Origin of the sequence: Campylobacter sp. 7477a, from assembly GCF_014892335.1 — a bacterium.
GTDB lineage: Bacteria > Campylobacterota > Campylobacteria > Campylobacterales > Campylobacteraceae > Campylobacter_A > Campylobacter_A californiensis.
On sequence record NZ_JADBJH010000016.1, the window covers coordinates 26,305 to 41,415 of the forward strand.

General features: G+C 36.5%; 13 protein-coding genes and 1 pseudogene. 6 read left to right on the forward strand and 8 right to left on the reverse strand.

Annotated elements, in window-relative coordinates; translation table 11 throughout:
* Positions 1–39: 39 nt before the first annotated feature.
* The 3 genes from gyrB to dnaA all read right to left on the reverse strand — a co-directional run bounded on the left by gyrB (position 40) and on the right by dnaA (position 4,900).
* The gene (gene gyrB / locus CCAL5182_RS08165; RefSeq protein WP_170000514.1) at positions 40–2,352 is read right to left on the reverse strand and encodes a DNA topoisomerase (ATP-hydrolyzing) subunit B; all 2,313 of its coding nucleotides are present in this window, start codon (positions 2,350–2,352) and stop codon (positions 40–42) included.
* A gap of 13 nt (positions 2,353–2,365) precedes the next feature.
* Positions 2,366–3,433 (reverse strand): DNA polymerase III subunit beta, encoded by a 1,068-nt coding sequence (gene dnaN, locus CCAL5182_RS08170; protein ID WP_336610731.1) that lies wholly within the window; start codon positions 3,431–3,433, stop codon positions 2,366–2,368.
* A 153-nt stretch (positions 3,434–3,586) separates the two neighbouring features.
* Entirely contained in the window at positions 3,587–4,900 is a 1,314-nt protein-coding gene (gene dnaA / locus CCAL5182_RS08175; protein ID WP_169938123.1) for a chromosomal replication initiator protein DnaA, read from the reverse strand.
* 124 nt (positions 4,901–5,024) lie between these two features.
* Between dnaA and ruvC the strand changes: the two genes are divergently transcribed.
* The 3 genes from ruvC (at position 5,025) to CCAL5182_RS08190 (ending at position 6,768) form a co-directional block, all read left to right on the forward strand.
* Positions 5,025–5,495 carry a crossover junction endodeoxyribonuclease RuvC gene (ruvC, locus tag CCAL5182_RS08180; protein ID WP_169972337.1) on the forward strand — a complete coding sequence of 157 codons (471 nt, stop codon included), beginning with the start codon at positions 5,025–5,027 and terminating at the stop codon, positions 5,493–5,495.
* A 45-nt stretch (positions 5,496–5,540) separates the two neighbouring features.
* A complete protein-coding gene (locus tag CCAL5182_RS08185; RefSeq protein ID WP_170000517.1) occupies positions 5,541–6,227 on the forward strand; it encodes an MOSC domain-containing protein in 687 nt (228 codons plus the stop codon).
* 205 nt (positions 6,228–6,432) lie between these two features.
* Positions 6,433–6,768, forward strand: a complete 336-nt coding sequence (locus CCAL5182_RS08190; protein WP_336610732.1) for an NAD-binding protein — start codon at positions 6,433–6,435, stop codon at positions 6,766–6,768.
* 65 nt (positions 6,769–6,833) lie between these two features.
* Here CCAL5182_RS08190 and thyX read toward each other — a convergent pair whose 3' ends face one another.
* The 5 genes from thyX to CCAL5182_RS08215 form a co-directional block, all read right to left on the reverse strand.
* Positions 6,834–7,454 (reverse strand): FAD-dependent thymidylate synthase, encoded by a 621-nt coding sequence (gene thyX / locus CCAL5182_RS08195; protein WP_336610733.1) that lies wholly within the window; start codon positions 7,452–7,454, stop codon positions 6,834–6,836.
* Between the two features lie 89 nt (positions 7,455–7,543).
* Complete coding sequence (gene aroC / locus CCAL5182_RS08200; RefSeq protein WP_169938142.1) at positions 7,544–8,611, reverse strand: chorismate synthase; 1,068 nt, start codon at positions 8,609–8,611, stop codon at positions 7,544–7,546.
* Between the two features lie 8 nt (positions 8,612–8,619).
* Positions 8,620–9,291, reverse strand: coding sequence for a ribonuclease III (gene rnc / locus CCAL5182_RS08205; RefSeq protein WP_336610734.1), 672 nt, complete (start codon positions 9,289–9,291; stop codon positions 8,620–8,622).
* 3 nt (positions 9,292–9,294) lie between these two features.
* Positions 9,295–9,723, reverse strand: a complete 429-nt coding sequence (gene rnhA / locus CCAL5182_RS08210) for a ribonuclease HI (protein WP_169938146.1) — start codon at positions 9,721–9,723, stop codon at positions 9,295–9,297.
* Positions 9,701–10,723 (reverse strand): hypothetical protein, encoded by a 1,023-nt coding sequence (locus CCAL5182_RS08215; protein ID WP_169938147.1) that lies wholly within the window; start codon positions 10,721–10,723, stop codon positions 9,701–9,703. The genes rnhA and CCAL5182_RS08215 overlap by 23 nt, the downstream gene beginning before the upstream one ends.
* Before the next feature lie 59 nt (positions 10,724–10,782).
* Here CCAL5182_RS08215 and dnaG point away from each other — a divergent pair, with 59 nt between their 5' ends.
* From dnaG to CCAL5182_RS08230, 3 genes and pseudogenes are all read left to right on the forward strand, one after another.
* Positions 10,783–12,438 (forward strand): DNA primase, encoded by a 1,656-nt coding sequence (gene dnaG, locus CCAL5182_RS08220; RefSeq protein WP_336610735.1) that lies wholly within the window; start codon positions 10,783–10,785, stop codon positions 12,436–12,438.
* Positions 12,435–13,427: an argininosuccinate synthase domain-containing protein gene (locus CCAL5182_RS08225; RefSeq protein WP_336610736.1), complete on the forward strand. Its 993-nt coding sequence runs from the start codon at positions 12,435–12,437 to the stop codon at positions 13,425–13,427. The genes dnaG and CCAL5182_RS08225 overlap by 4 nt, the downstream gene beginning before the upstream one ends.
* Before the next feature lie 91 nt (positions 13,428–13,518).
* Positions 13,519–15,111: pseudogene (locus CCAL5182_RS08230) on the forward strand (hypothetical protein); the annotation flags it as partial.

Here is a 15,111-nt window from a genome sequence, read left to right on the forward strand (position 1 = left end):
TCTACCGACTACCTTAATACACTCAAGAAAAACTAAATTTTAAATATCAAGATGTTTTACGTCTTTAGCGTGATCTTGTATATAGTTTCTTCTAGGCTCAACCTCATCGCCCATAAATAAGTTAAACGTATCGCTTGCACTTTGTGCATCATTTATATTTATCTGTAATAAACGGCGATTTTCAGGGTTCATTGTTGTTTCCCAAAGTTGTTCAGGATTCATCTCACCAAGACCTTTATAACGCTGGATATACGCGCCTTTTTTGGCATTTTTTTCTATCTCATCAAGAATTTCAAGAACATCTTTACCAAAATTCATCTCGCGTTCTTGAATTTTTTTATTGATATGAAGAGCCTCTTCAAATAGTGGATTTGCAAATAAATTATCATTTATATGCAGCTCTTCAAGACCGCTCTCGGTTTGAACATAAATTCTAATTTCCTCATCATTTACATAAGAGTTTAGTATGTTATATCCCTGTTTTACTAGATAATCTCTTAAAATTTCAAACATTTGTTGATAATTTTTGCCGATGATATCAGGATTTTCTATCGTGTATCTTATAGCAGAAAGTAAACTAAAGCGCTTCTCTAGTTCTTTTAAAACACTTCTATAAGCTGCTACGATTTTTAGAAAATCAATCAAATCATTACTTCCTATACCTTCAAAATCAACACCTTCAATACCTGTTTGTATCAAAAAGTCATTTAAAGCTTTGTCATCTTTTAGATAAATTTCTTTTTTACCTTTTTTGTAGCGATAAAGAGGTGGCTGAGCTAAATAAATGCAGCCTTTTTCTACTACTTGATTTAAAAATCTAAAGAAAAATGTAAGAAGAAGTGTTTGGATATGGCTACCGTCAACGTCGGCATCGGTCATTATTATGATCTTATGATATCTTAGTTTTTCTGCGTCAAATTCCTCGCCGATACCACATCCAAGCGCAGTTATCATGTTTTTTATCTCGTCTGACTTTAAAATTTTATCAAGACGTGACTTTTCAACGTTTAGAATTTTACCTCTTAACGGCAAAATAGCTTGAAATACTCTATCGCGTCCTTGTTTTGCAGAGCCGCCGGCACTATCGCCCTCCACCAGATAAAGCTCACTTATAGTAGCGTCTTTAGTTTGACAATCAGCTAATTTTCCAGGCAAAGTTCCTACACTTAAGCCCTCTTTTTTACGAGTTAGATCGCGTGCTTTTTTAGCAGCTTCGCGTCCGCGCGCCGCCATTAAAGCCTTATTCATTATAGCGCGTGCCTCGATAGGATTTTCTTCAAAATACTTTGAAAGAACTTCAAAAACCATTTTCTGAACGATAGGTTTTACATAACTTGAACCTAGCTTGCCCTTTGTTTGTCCTTCAAATTGCGGTTCTGGCACTTTAACACTAACAACGGCGATAAGACCTTCTCTAATATCATCACCTGTTATTTTAGTGTCCTTTTCGCGAGCTGCGGCATTTGCTGAGATATAGTTTGTAATAACTCTTGTTAAACCGGCACGAAAACCTGCTTCATGTGTTCCGCCATCCGGAGTTTTTATGTTATTAACAAAGCTTAGTAAATTTTCAGAGTAAGTTTCATTATACATTAGAGCAAAATCAACTACAACATCTTCATCCGCACCACTAAAACTAACGGATTTACTTACAGGATTTGACTTATTCATATCAGTTACGAAACTTTCAAGTCCACCCTCAAAATGATAACTTTCACTAAATCCATCTCTTTGATCTTTAAAATTTATAGTGATTTTTGGATTTAGATAGGCTAGCTCTTTAAAACGTTTTGCTAAAATTCCTCTATCAAATTCAGTAACTTCAAATATCTCATCATCTACCCAAAATTCTACCGAAGTTCCTGTGCGATTTGTAGTTTTTACTATACCTAGATCAGTTGTAGGAACTCCTCTACTAAACTCTTGTCTATGGACATTTCCATCTCTTTTTATGGTAACTACTAATTTTTTTGAAAGTGCATTTACGACAGAAACACCAACGCCGTGAAGACCACCTGAAACTTTATATGTATCTTTATCAAATTTACCACCAGCGTGTAAAACCGTAAGGACAACCGTTGCTGCTGGTAAATTCTCGGTAGGGTGCATATCAACAGGGATACCTCGACCGTTATCTGAAACTATACAGCTTCCTTCGCGTGTAAGTTCTATATCGATAGTATCACAGTAACCCGCCATCGCTTCGTCTATAGAGTTATCAACTACTTCATATATCATATGATGAAGACCGCCGATATTTGTATCTCCTATATACATTCCCGGGCGTTTTCTAACAGCTTCAAGCCCTTTTAAAACTTTAATATTACCGGCGTCGTATTGTTTATCTGGCATAAAAATTCCTTAATTATAAATTTATCGGCATTATAACCGTTTTTAGTTCGTTTGAACTCACTACGAAAGCTAGGTTGCTATCGTTAAATCCAAGTTCAAATTCATCATCTTCTATATTTGTTAAAAAATCTATGAAAAATCTATTTCTTATACCGATAGAGAAATTTTCATCAAGTCCGGTTTGATACTCTATCGTTGTTTTTGCCTCAGAGTTGTCCTCGATGATGCTTTCAAATGTGATGTTATCACTTGAAAAAGTCATTTTCATCTGATCGCTTAGCATAGAGATGGTTCTTATACCGTTTATCATCTTATCTCTGTTTAGTTTAAGGCGTTTTTTTATCTCTTTTGGTATTACTCTTTCATAGTCTGGGTATTTTCCGTTTATGAGCTTTGTAAAAAATTCGAAATTTGCACTTTGAGCTATTAATATATTTTCATCATAATAAATTTCAATCTTGTCAAAAAATAGTTTTTGTATCTCATTTATAGCTTTTTTTGGAATGATTATAGAAAATTCATTTTCTGTCTGGGTTTCAAATTTAAATACACTTAAGCGTTTTGTATCGGTTCCTACTATGTTTATGTAGTTTTGTTTAATATCTAAAAGTGCTCCGTTTAGCTCAAATTTTGGGTTATTATTATCTATACTAGGAAGTATCTTTTTAAGGCTTCGTCCAAGCATTACAGCATCTATATTAAATTTAGACTTACCTTCTATACTTGGAAATTCTGGAAAATCCTCAAATTTATACATAGGAAGTTTGTATTTTGAATTTTTTTGTTTAATATAAAGATAGTTATTAACAGTTTCTAACGTAACTTCATCATCTCTTAGACTTTTAATTATATCAAGTAGTTTTTTACCGTTTGCGGTTGCAAATCCCTCGTCTGTTATCTTTACGTTTGATAGTTTATATGCAAGTCCTATTTCATGGTCTGTTGCACGGATGTTTAATACTCCGTTTTTTGCTGATATATAGATATGTGATGTTATAGCGCTTAAGTCGCGTTTTTCTAAATACGGACTTGTGTTTGTTACGATTGATTCAAGAACGTTTTTGTTTATGAGGACTTTCATATGAGACTTCCTTTTATTTTTAAATTTATTTTAGTAGCATTAGTAGGTAGCGTTAAAAGGTGAAAACCTTTCAAGGTTGCCTTTATTTGGTATTTTAATGTGTGAAAATTTATAAAAAGTTTTTCACAGTTTTTCACAAATTTCACTTTGTTTTTATCCTTTTGTTAGAATTTTATTTTTAAGTTCGATCACTCGAAGATTAAAAATTTCGTTATTTTCTATTAGCTCGTTTATCTTTTTGATGTTATGGCTTACTGCACTATGATCTTTCATACCAAAGTAGCTTGCGATCTGTGGCATAGAATTTGGTGTTAAATTTTTTACTAGATAAATTGCGATCCTTCTTGCTTCTACGATATTTGCCGATCTTGATTTACTTTTTATATCGCTTGGTTTTATATTTAGCTCTTTACTAACGATCTCTATGATGTTTTCTAGGCTTATATTTTCGCGTTTTTCTTTTATCTGATCTCGCATTACATTTTTAGCAAATTCAAGTGTTATTTCTTGTCTCATAAGAGTTGCATAGGCGTTTAAATTTATAATCGCACTTTCGATTTCTCGGATATTATCACCCATGTTTGTAGCGATATAGTTTATGACATCTTTATTTAGATAAATTTTATCAAATTCACATTTTTTCTGGATGATAGCGACTTTTGTATCAAGTTCAGGTGGTGTTATATCGGCTATTAGCCCCCATTCAAAGCGTGATTTAAGTCTCTCTTCAAAGCCTTTTAGCATTTTTGGAGGTTTATCTGAAGTCATAACTATCTGACCGTTTTTACTGTGGAGTTCGTTAAAAGTGTGAAAAAATTCCTCTTGAATTTTATCCGTTTTTCCAAGAAATTGAACATCGTCGATGAGTAAAACATCGCATTTTCTATACTTCTCGCGAAATCTCTCCATTGAATGGTTATTAATATGATAAGTAAAATCCGTAATAAACTGCTCACTTGTTACACAGATGACGACCTTACCGTTGTTTATGCAAAAATTTCCTACAGACTGGAGTAGGTGAGTTTTGCCAAGTCCTGTTGGGCCGTAGATAAAAAGTGGGTTATATACCGAGCCTAAGCGTTCTGAAACCGCTTTACAACTTAGATATGCAAACTGGTTTGAGTCGCCCACAACGAAATTTTCAAATTTATATGAAGGATTTAGTAGTGTGCTTTGTGTTTTTATCTGTTTAACATCAACTTGTTGATTTTGCTTTGTTGATTTTGCTTTGTTTTGCAGTGTTATGTTTATTTTTGGTTTTATGCCGGTTTTTACTTCAAAAAGATGAGCTATCTTATCAGAATACCTTGTTGAAATAAATCTAGCGATGAGTTCATTTGGTGCGTTAAATACGATATTTTCGCTGTTTGAGGCTTTTTCGTTAAATTTTAGTTGCTTTATATAGCACTCGTATTCATTGGGAGATATTTCTGTGCTAAGTAGCTTTAAAACTTCATCTGCAAGCAAATTTTTCCTTTTATCCGTAATCCAAATATTTTATCTTAAAATTAATAAATTGTTTGTTAAACTATTAAGAAATGAAGTTATTCACACCGTGAATAAGTAGTGAAAAAATATTGAAAAGGCAGTGATGAAAATTTTAGGTATAGACCCGGGAAGCCGAAATTGTGGTTATGCCATAATAGAAAAAACAGTGAAAAAAACATCTTTAATAGAAGCGGGACTAATCAAAATAAAACCAAGTACTCTTCAATATCAAATCACCGAACTTTGCGAAGGACTTGATGTTATATTTAAAAATCACAGCTTTGATGCTGTGGCGATAGAGGATATATTTTTCGCTTATAATCCAAAAACTGTTTTAAAATTAGCACAGTTTCGCGGTGCTCTAAGTCTTAAGATACTTCAAATTCATGGAGAATTTGCCGAATACACACCACTTCAAGTAAAAAAAGCCGTAACCGGTAAGGCAAAAGCGCAAAAAGAGCAGGTGGCATTTATGGTAAAAAAGATACTTGGTATAACTAAAGAGATAAAGCCGCTTGACATAACTGACGCTATAGCGGTTGCATTAACTCACGCAAATAACCTACGTATCTAAATTTAATATCTCGTTTTGGTTTTAAAATTTATTTAAAGGGTAAAAATGGCGATTTTAAAGGCATTGTTGATAGGTGGTGTAAAAGACTACGGCTTTGAGCTTGCAAAAGATACTTTAAATAAACCTTGGAAAACAGCGATGTTTAAGGTCGCACAAGCGGGAGAGGTAGAGGCTAGCGAGCTTGGCTTCGTGGGTGACAGCGTAGCTGACAGAAAGCATCATGGTGGGGTGAAAAAGGCGATATTTGCCAACTCTTATGAAAACTACGCAGAGTGGGAGAAATTTTTAGAGTTTAAAAATTTACCATTTGGCGCCATGGGAGAGAATCTAACCATAAGCGGACTTGATGAGAACAGTGTATGTGTTGGTGATATACACCAGATAGGCACACTGGTTTTAAGGGTAACTCAGCCACGAAAGCCATGCTTCAAGCTCTCAAAACGCTGGCTAAATGAAGACATGGCAAGCGAAATTTTTAAAACTGGTCGCACTGGCTGGTACTATGAGGTCTTAAAGGCTGGTAGTTGCAAGGCTGGAGATGAGATAAGGGTAGTAAAAGCCCAAAATTCTCTTTCTATCATGCAAATAAATCGGCTATTTTACGCGCCAAATGAAAATTTAGAACTGATGGAGCGGTTTTTAGCGCTTGAGGTCTTGCCAAGCACATGGCATGACGATATCAAAAGACGCATGGACGGCGTCTATGATACATCTTATATGAGAAATTTATAGGGGACTAGCCCTATAAATTTACTTTGCCAAAAATGGCTTTACCACCGCCCAAACAGCGTCAAAATTTTCTAAAAAGCAAGGGTGTTATGTGTCAGGGATGATAGCTAGGCTAGTGTTTGGCAAGCTCTGATAGGCATTTACCGCCGTTTGCAAGTGTGAGTTCATATCGTTTTGTCCGTTTATGACAAGCACGTGAGCTGAAATTTTGCTAAAAATTTCTTTACTGGAGTCGATAACCTTTGCTGCAAAACTAGGGCTCGAAAAAGAAAAAGTGCTTGATATGATAGGGATGTCTGCTATGAATACCCCTCTTTTTGGCTTTAAAAGAGAGCTATTTGCGACAGAAAATTTTCCAAGTGCCTTTGCGCTAGAGCTTATGTCAAAAGACCTTGGACTACTAAAACAGATGATGGACGAACAAGGCTTAAATTTACCACTAAGTGAAATTTCAAACAAGGCGTATCTACAAGCTAAAAATGAGGGACTTGGTAAAGAGGATATGTCAGCGATACTAAAAACGGTAAAAGGGGATAATAGGTAAGCGGTCGGAGCGAAAAATAAAGTGCAAGAAAAGCTGCTAAGCTGATTTTAGCAGCTTTTTAAACACTACTCTTTATTTATACAATTCTCATAAATAAATTTATGCTCTTGCGGTAGGGCGTTGTAAATCGCATTTGCTAAATCTCTTATCTCCCAAAGGGCGGATTTAGAGCTTCGTAGTGAGAGGAAATTTTGCAAGCTTCTGGCGTTCACGCTCCAAGTTAGCTCGGTTTTATAGCATTCCGGCAAGCAGTATTTCACGATATCGATACTTGTTGTAGTCGTAGCTAGAATTTCACGTAAATTTTCAAGCGCCTTTATGCTTGCGTTGTCGATTAACTCATTACCTGTTAGCACGATATATCGGCTTGCATTTTCAAAGTCACCGGTCTTAAATTCATTCTCTTTTTTAAGCTCTTTTAGTGTGTAACGGGTTGATTTGACGCTTAGACTTGCGATACGATGGCGTGCAAGCTCTTGAAGAAGTGCGCGTGAAATGCCTTGTATATAGAAGTTATAATACAAATGTTCCAGTGTGCTTGCGTGTTTAAATTTATTTCCCACGCGGTCGATCAGCTCGATATCTTTTTCACCACCGTTATCGCTCTTTTCAAAGCTTTGCCAACACGTGCGTATTGCATGTGAGCAGATGTTTAGCGGAGTGAAATTTAGAAGTGTTACTTGCATTTTGTGCCTTTAAATTTTTTGAGATATTGTAGCTTTTAAGCACTTTGTGTTTGATAAAAAGAACATTTTAAATTTATAGATAGACAAAACTACCTATAAATTTGCTTTATATTTTGTATGTTTGAGCTTAAATTTAAAAGCATAAAATCAGCTATCACAAGTCTTATCATAGCGGTTGCGACGACACTTCCTCGCACTCCTATGCAAGGGTCATGACGACCTCGTAGCTCAAATTCGGTCTCTTTGGCGTTTAAATTTAAGGTTTTTTGGGCTTTAAATATAGACGGTGTCGGTTTAAAATAGCTTTTAACGATGATATCTTCGCCGTTACTCATCCCGCCCAAGATCCCGCCTGAGTGGTTTGTATAAAAGCCGTTTATGCCCATTTGGTCGTTGTTTTGAGAGCCTTTTAGATAAGCAGCATTTATCCCCTCGCCGATCTCGATAGCTTTTACGCCGTTTACACCCATCATCGCTGCTGCTAGCCTTGCGTCAAGCTTATCATATAAACCCTCTCCAAGTCCTGTGGGAGCACCGCTAACTACACTTAGCACGCAAGCTCCTATACTATCGTGTTCTTCTCGAACTTTCATTATAAGCTCTTTCATCGCATCTTCATTGCCAAGTGAAAAAATCTCCGAATTTTTTGCTAACTCCCAGTTAAATTCATTTGTTTTAACATCGCCCACGCTTAAAAGTCCGCTTTTTACAGTTATATTAAACTCATCAAGCATCATTTGTGCAAATGCCCCACCTACAACACGCACCGCAGTTTCTCTGGCACTTGAGCGCCCGCCACCTCTGTGGTCGCGAACGGCGTATTTTTTAAAGTAAGTATAATCCGCATGTCCGGGACGAAAAATTTCACGCAAATTTTCATAGTCGTTTGATTTTTGATTTTGATTAAATATAGCAAAACCTATCGGAGTTCCCGTGCTAACTCCCTCAAAAACTCCGCTAAAAATTTCAACTTTATCGGCTTCGTTTCTAGCGGTTGCAAATTTATTACGTCCGGGGCGACGTTTATCAAGCTCGTTTTGTAAGAAATCAGTATCTATCTTTACTCCAGATGGAAAACCGTCTAATACACCGCCGATCGCCACTCCGTGACTTTCACCAAAGGTTGTAAGCGTTAGTTTTTGTCCGAATGTATTCAAAATTTATCCTATTTTTTTAGTTTTTCAAGTGCGATCTTGGCTGCGGTTTGTTGGGCTTCTTTTTTTGAGCCGCCTGTTGCACGTGAAATTTCTTTACCGTTTAACAAAAGTGCGATCTCAAATTCTTTTTTATGATCAGGACCGGAACTTCCTGTTAGTTCGTAAACGGGAGTTACTCCAAAATCTGCCTGAGTGATCTCTTGAAGAGCGGTTTTATAGTCTTTGACTAAATTTGTAAGGTCGATTTTAGGGTAGCAAATTTCAAGTAGATTAATGGCTATCTCGCGAACTTTTTCAAGTCCTGCTTCAAGATATACCGCTCCCATTATTGCCTCGTATGCGTCGCTTAAAAGACTGATTTTCTCGCGCCCGCCATTGTTTTCTTCGGCCAAAGAGAGGTTGATGTATTCGCCTATTTTAAGCTCTTTTGCTATCATTGCAAAGCTTTTTTCATTAACGAGAGCCGCTCTGAGTTTACTCATATCACCCTCTGCGATCTTGCTAAATTTTTTAAACAAATACTCACCGACTATCAGATCCATCACCGCATCACCTAAGAATTCAAGGCGTTCGTTATTATAAGGCATTTTTGTGCTTTTGTGAGTTAAAGCTTCATTTAGAATTTTGATATTTTTAAACTCGTATCCGAGTTGTTTTTGCAAATTTTCAAGTTTTTTCATTAATTAACTCTTGTTTTGAATTTTTATGGCTTCATCCCTTGCCATTGTATCGCATTCTTCGTTTTGCGGATGTCCGTTGTGTGCTTTTACCCACACGGCTTTAACCACATGCGGTTTTGAAACAAGGATGTATTCTTGCCAAAGAGGAACGTTTTTGACATTTTTAAAATTTTTCTTTACCCAGCCTTTAAGCCAGTTGTTTATGGAATTTGCGACATATGAGCTGTCGGTGTAGAGATTGACATTGCAAGGTTCTTTGAGTGCTTTTAGACCTTCTATAACGGCTCTTAGCTCCATTTGGTTATTTGTCGTATCGGCTTGCGCTCCACTTGATTTTTTAACTGCGCTTCCATACTCAAGTATATACGCCCAGCCGCCGGCTCCCGGGTTATTTAAACACGAGCCGTCGCTAAAAAGGCATACTGTTTTCATCAGGCTTTTCCGTGATATGAGGTAAAATTTTAACACTTCCTAACTCATGGCACATCGGGCAACGATAAAAGTGCATAGGAAATGAGTTCTTGCAGCTTTTGCAAACGTAGTTAAAGTTAAGTGTGGCTTTATTAAATTCAGCGTCATTTAGGTGTTTTATAACATTTAGTTCAAAGCCTTTTATATCGCTTGGCTCGTTTATAACACCCTTAGCATAAAATAGTCCTTGATACTCTTCGTCGTTTAAATTTACGGCTAAATTTTGGTTATACATGATATCTATAACATCGTCAAGTTTAGCAAATTCAGGGAAATTTTCTAAGCTTTTGCCGTTTTTTAGCCAAAGCTGCATACACATACGTTTTAATAACTCAAAATCCCTACTCAAAGCTAAAATTTTATCACTTTTTTCTTCTATACTTAGTTCTTTGTCGTTTAAAACAACAGTAGCTTGGATATATGCCTTTTGTGCTCTTATCTCAACTCCAAGCTCCTCAAGTGAATTTAGAGCATAAAGAGCCTCTTTGTAATTTTTAAGCTTTTCATCTATCATGGTTAGATATCTTAGTGCGTTTGGATTTCTCGGGCTTAGCTCTAAAGACTGCAAAAACACGTCGGCTGAGCGTTTTAAGAACCCGGCTTTAAAATATACTTCGCCAAGCTCATTTAAGATAAATTCTTTCTCTGCTTTGTTTTTTGTCTTTGCAAGTGCGATAAGAAAGACGCTTATAGCTTTTTCAAAGTCTCCGCTTTTAGAAAATGTTCCACCCAAAATGCTAAGACTTCTGGCGTCGATCTCGGGATTTAAAAGCATTTGTTTGTGTTCTTCGCTTAGACTGCGGTTTTCAAATTTTCTTATAAATTTTTCTATACGCTTCTTTTCATCTTTGCTTGAAAAAACTCCCCAAAAATAACTTAAAGAAGCTATCATAAAAATGATGATAAAAAGGACGATAAGGCTAAATATCGGGTCGCGATGCTCAATAAAAAAAATATCCACGCTCTTGCTTTTAGTTAAATTTAAGTGCATTATAGCAAAGCTATCGTATAATCTCGCTTATGATAGAGCAAAGTAGCATACAAAAATTACTGGATGTAACCGATATCGTCGATGTCGTAAGTCACTATGTGCCTGTTAAAAAAATGGGTGCGAATTTTAAATGCGTATGTCCGTTTCATGATGATAAAAATCCAAGCATGAGCATAAGTCCATCTAAGCAAATTTATCATTGTTTTGCTTGTAAAGCCGGTGGAAACGCTATAAAATTTGTTATGGAATACGAAAAGCTAACATATCCGGAAGCTATAGAGAAATTAGCAAGTATGGCAAATTTTACTCTTACTTATACTCAAGATACGCCCAAGCTAAAAGATGAAAAGCACATTTTAGAGAGTATAAACGCTATGTATAGAGCGGATTTATATAAAAATGAAGATGCGATTAGATATCTTTACTCACGCGGGATAAATGACGCGATGATAGAGAAATTTGAGCTTGGTTGGGCAGGAGAGAGCTTAAAGACTATAAGACTGCTTCAAAACGAACAAATAGAGCCAAAAGAAGCTCTAAATATCGGCATAGTCAAACAAAACGAAAGGGGAATTTACGCTAGTTTTTCACAGCGCATCACCTTTCCTATATATACTCATACCTCAAAACTTGTCGGCTTTGGTGGACGAACCATATCAAACCATCCGGCTAAGTATATAAACAGTCCTCAGTCTGAAGTTTTTGATAAATCCCGTCTTTTTTACGGCTATCATCTAGCACGTGCAAATATCGCTAAAAAACATCAGATCATCATAACGGAAGGTTATTTAGATGTTATAATGCTTCATTATGCGGGTTTTGATAACTCGGTAGCGGTGCTTGGCACGGCACTAACAGAAAAACATCTGCCACTTTTAAAGCGAGATGACGAGCTTAATGTTTTGCTTTGCTTTGACGGGGATGACGCAGGTATAAATGCCGCTGTTAGATCAGCCCATCTTTTAAGTCTTAACGAGATAGACGGAAGTATAGTTATCATTGCAGGCGGAGCCGATCCTGCCGATATGGTTGCAGCAGGAAAGATAGAGTATCTTAAAGAGCTTTTTAACTCCGGTGTGGAACTTGGCGAATTTTACATAAGATACATCGTAAAAGGCTATGATCTAAGTCGTCCCGTGCAAAAACAAAAGTGCCTAGACGAGATCTTATCCTTTACTAAAAATTTAAAAGCTATCATCGCTCAAAGCTATGCACCTCTTGTTGCAAGTTTGCTAAATATCGATGTTACGGCATTAAATTTAGGAGGCATACGCACAATGCCTATCTTGCCGCAAAATAAGCAAATTTCGCGTCAAAATGTAGCACAAACGCAAAGAAAACATAAGGATATTTTAGAAATTTCTATATTAAAAAGCATGCTTGAAAATGCAAATTTCGAGCAGATAGTGCTTGACGCGATAGATGCTAAATTTTTCATGCATCACAAAGAGGCGTTTGAAGCGGTACTTAAAAGAGATGATGAGGTCTTAATCCGCGAGATAGAGCTTGACGAAAGTGCCATGCCTATAACAAATCAGATCGGACTAATAGATGCGATCAATAAACTAAAGATCAAATTTTATGAAAATTTACAGCGCGAGATAAAAAATTCCGCAGATGAAAACAAATTTGAAAATTTACAAAAAATAGCTTTAATAATACAAAATTTAAAAAGGAAAATATGAAGGCATTAGCATTATTTAGCGGCGGACTTGACAGCATGCTTGCTATAAAACTTATAACAGATCAAGGCGTAAAAGTAACGGCGCTTCATTTTGATACGGGCTTTGGACCAGACTCTGATAAATTTAGCGTCTTAGATCGTAGAGCAAGACTTGTTGGGGCGGATTTTAAGGTGGTTGATATTAGAAACGAATACCTACGTGATGTGCTTTTTAGTCCAAAATACGGCTACGGAAAGCAATTTAACCCCTGTATAGACTGTCATGGATATATGTTTTACGTAGCCTTAAATATGCTTAAAAGCGAAAATGCGGATTTTATCATCTCGGGTGAGGTTTTAGGACAGCGTCCTATGAGTCAAAGAAGAGAGGCTTTATCGCAGGTTAGAAAACTTGCAAATGATGCCGACGATCTGGTTGTGCGTCCAATGTGTGCAAAGCTTTTAGCGCCAACAAAACCGGAGCGCGAAGGCTGGATAGACCGTGAGAAACTGCTTGACATAAGTGGACGAGATAGAAAACCGCAGCTTGCTCTTGCCAGGCAATGGGGCATAGAAGACTACGCTACGCCGGGAGGCGGATGTTTACTTACGATAGATAGTTTTGCCGTGAAGATAAGAGACTATCTAAAATTTGATAAAGATATGCGTAAGATAGATGTTACTTGGCTAAAATTAGGACGACATCTACGTCTTAAAAACGGAGCAAAACTTATAATCGGGCGAGATGAGGCAGATAATAACGCTCTTGAAGAAAACCCGAACGATAAATTTAACGCTATAGAATTTAACGAGAAAGATGACATCGTAGGAGCAAGGAGCTTTTTAAGCATAAATGCCGATAACGACGATAAAGAATTTGCCGCTAGACTGGCTCTTGCATATACAAAAGCGCCTAAAGATAAGCTGTATGAAGTAAAAATAGGCGATGAAATTTTAAATGTTATGCCGTTTGAAGATAAGAGCTTGGCGCAAGTGTTTTTTGTGAAATAATTTTAACAAAAAACAAATATTTCTTAACTATAAATTAATAACAATAATAGTAGAATACTAAAATTTTAATTTTATTTTTTAAGGTTATAACATGCGTTTTAAACTAGTAAGCAGTGTTGTGGTGTTACTTTCGGTTTGTTTGGCTATATGTTTAAGTGCCTTTTCCTTTACGAATTTTAGCGTCGTCAAGAGGGAGGCCTATACGCTTATATCGGCTTCACAGTATGCTACGCTTCAAAGCGCCGTAAAATTCATGAAAAACTATGTGGAGGCTAAATACAAAGCGCCAAATGAGATAAAAAGATACATTGAGCAAGAGTCTCCAAGTGAGGAGAGCATAATAGACGCACTAAAAACGAGTGCAAAAGTTGCCGACTTATCTTTGCTTTACGTTGGCTATGACAACGGCAGGATGATACGTTCAAACGGTGTTCATCAATGGCCAAGCGACGGTTTTGATCCAAGAAAACGTAACTGGTATGAAGACACTCTAAAAGAAGGCAAGGGTGTTATAACCGATGCCAGGATAGCTGCTACGGGCGGAACGATGGTATCATCTCTAACTTCACCTGTAGTTATAGGCGGTAAGATAGTTGGAGTTGTGTCTGGAAACATCAGCCTAAATGATCTTAGTGCCGATATCTTGGGTATGAAAAAACATGAAGGCGAGTATATACTAGGTATCGATAAGCATTCACAGTCTGTTATCACTCCAAACCAAGAAGAGCTAATGAAAAAATCAGAGCTTAACAAAGCTTTTCAAGACTTTTTCAACGAGAGCAACGAGGCTTTACTTAGTGGGTTAAAGACATATAAATTTAGTGAAAATGGCGAAGATAAAGTCGCTGTTTGTCTAAAAGAGGATATGCTTGACTGGCATGTTTGCTCGGTAGTTCCATCTTCTGTTTATAGTGATAATGCAAACAAGCTTTTGATCGAGCAAATCGTTTTATCTCTTATCTTTATGATAATTGTTGGTGGTGTTATGTCATACATCTTAAAACTAAAACTTAGACCGCTTGAAGCGATAAAAGATGGATTGAGTGGATTTTTCGACTATCTTAACAACAAAAGCTTTTCAAATAAAAGTATCGATATAAACGCTAAAAACGAGCTTGGCGAAATGGCTGACATGATAAATGAAAACATGAAGCTTATCAAAGAAGCTAAGGTGGCGGAAAATGAATTTATCCAAGATGCTGAAAAATTTGTTCATCGTATAAAAGAGGGTGATTTTAAAGCAAGTCTTGAGGCAAATACTCTAAATCCTGCGCTAAATCAGCTAAAAAATACATTTAAAGAGCTTCAAGAAACTCTAAAAGAAAATATCGCGGCAAATAGCACGGATATCATCAAACTTCTCGAAAATTTCAAAGCACAAAATTTCACTACAAGAATAGACGATAACGGCAAAATGGCGATTGGCATAAACGCTCTTGGCGAAGAAATTTCAAATATGCTAAAAAATAGCTTTGCTCAGGCTCAACTTTTAGAAGAAAAAGCTAAAAATTTAGCCACATACATGGAGCAACTAACTAGCGGTGCTAACGAGCAGTCAAACTCACTTCAAGAAAGTGCTGCAGCTATCGAGGAGATGAGTTCGTCTATGAATGCTATCTCACAAAAGTCAAGAGATGTAATGAGACAAAGCGAAGAGATCAAAAATATCATAGTTATAATCCGT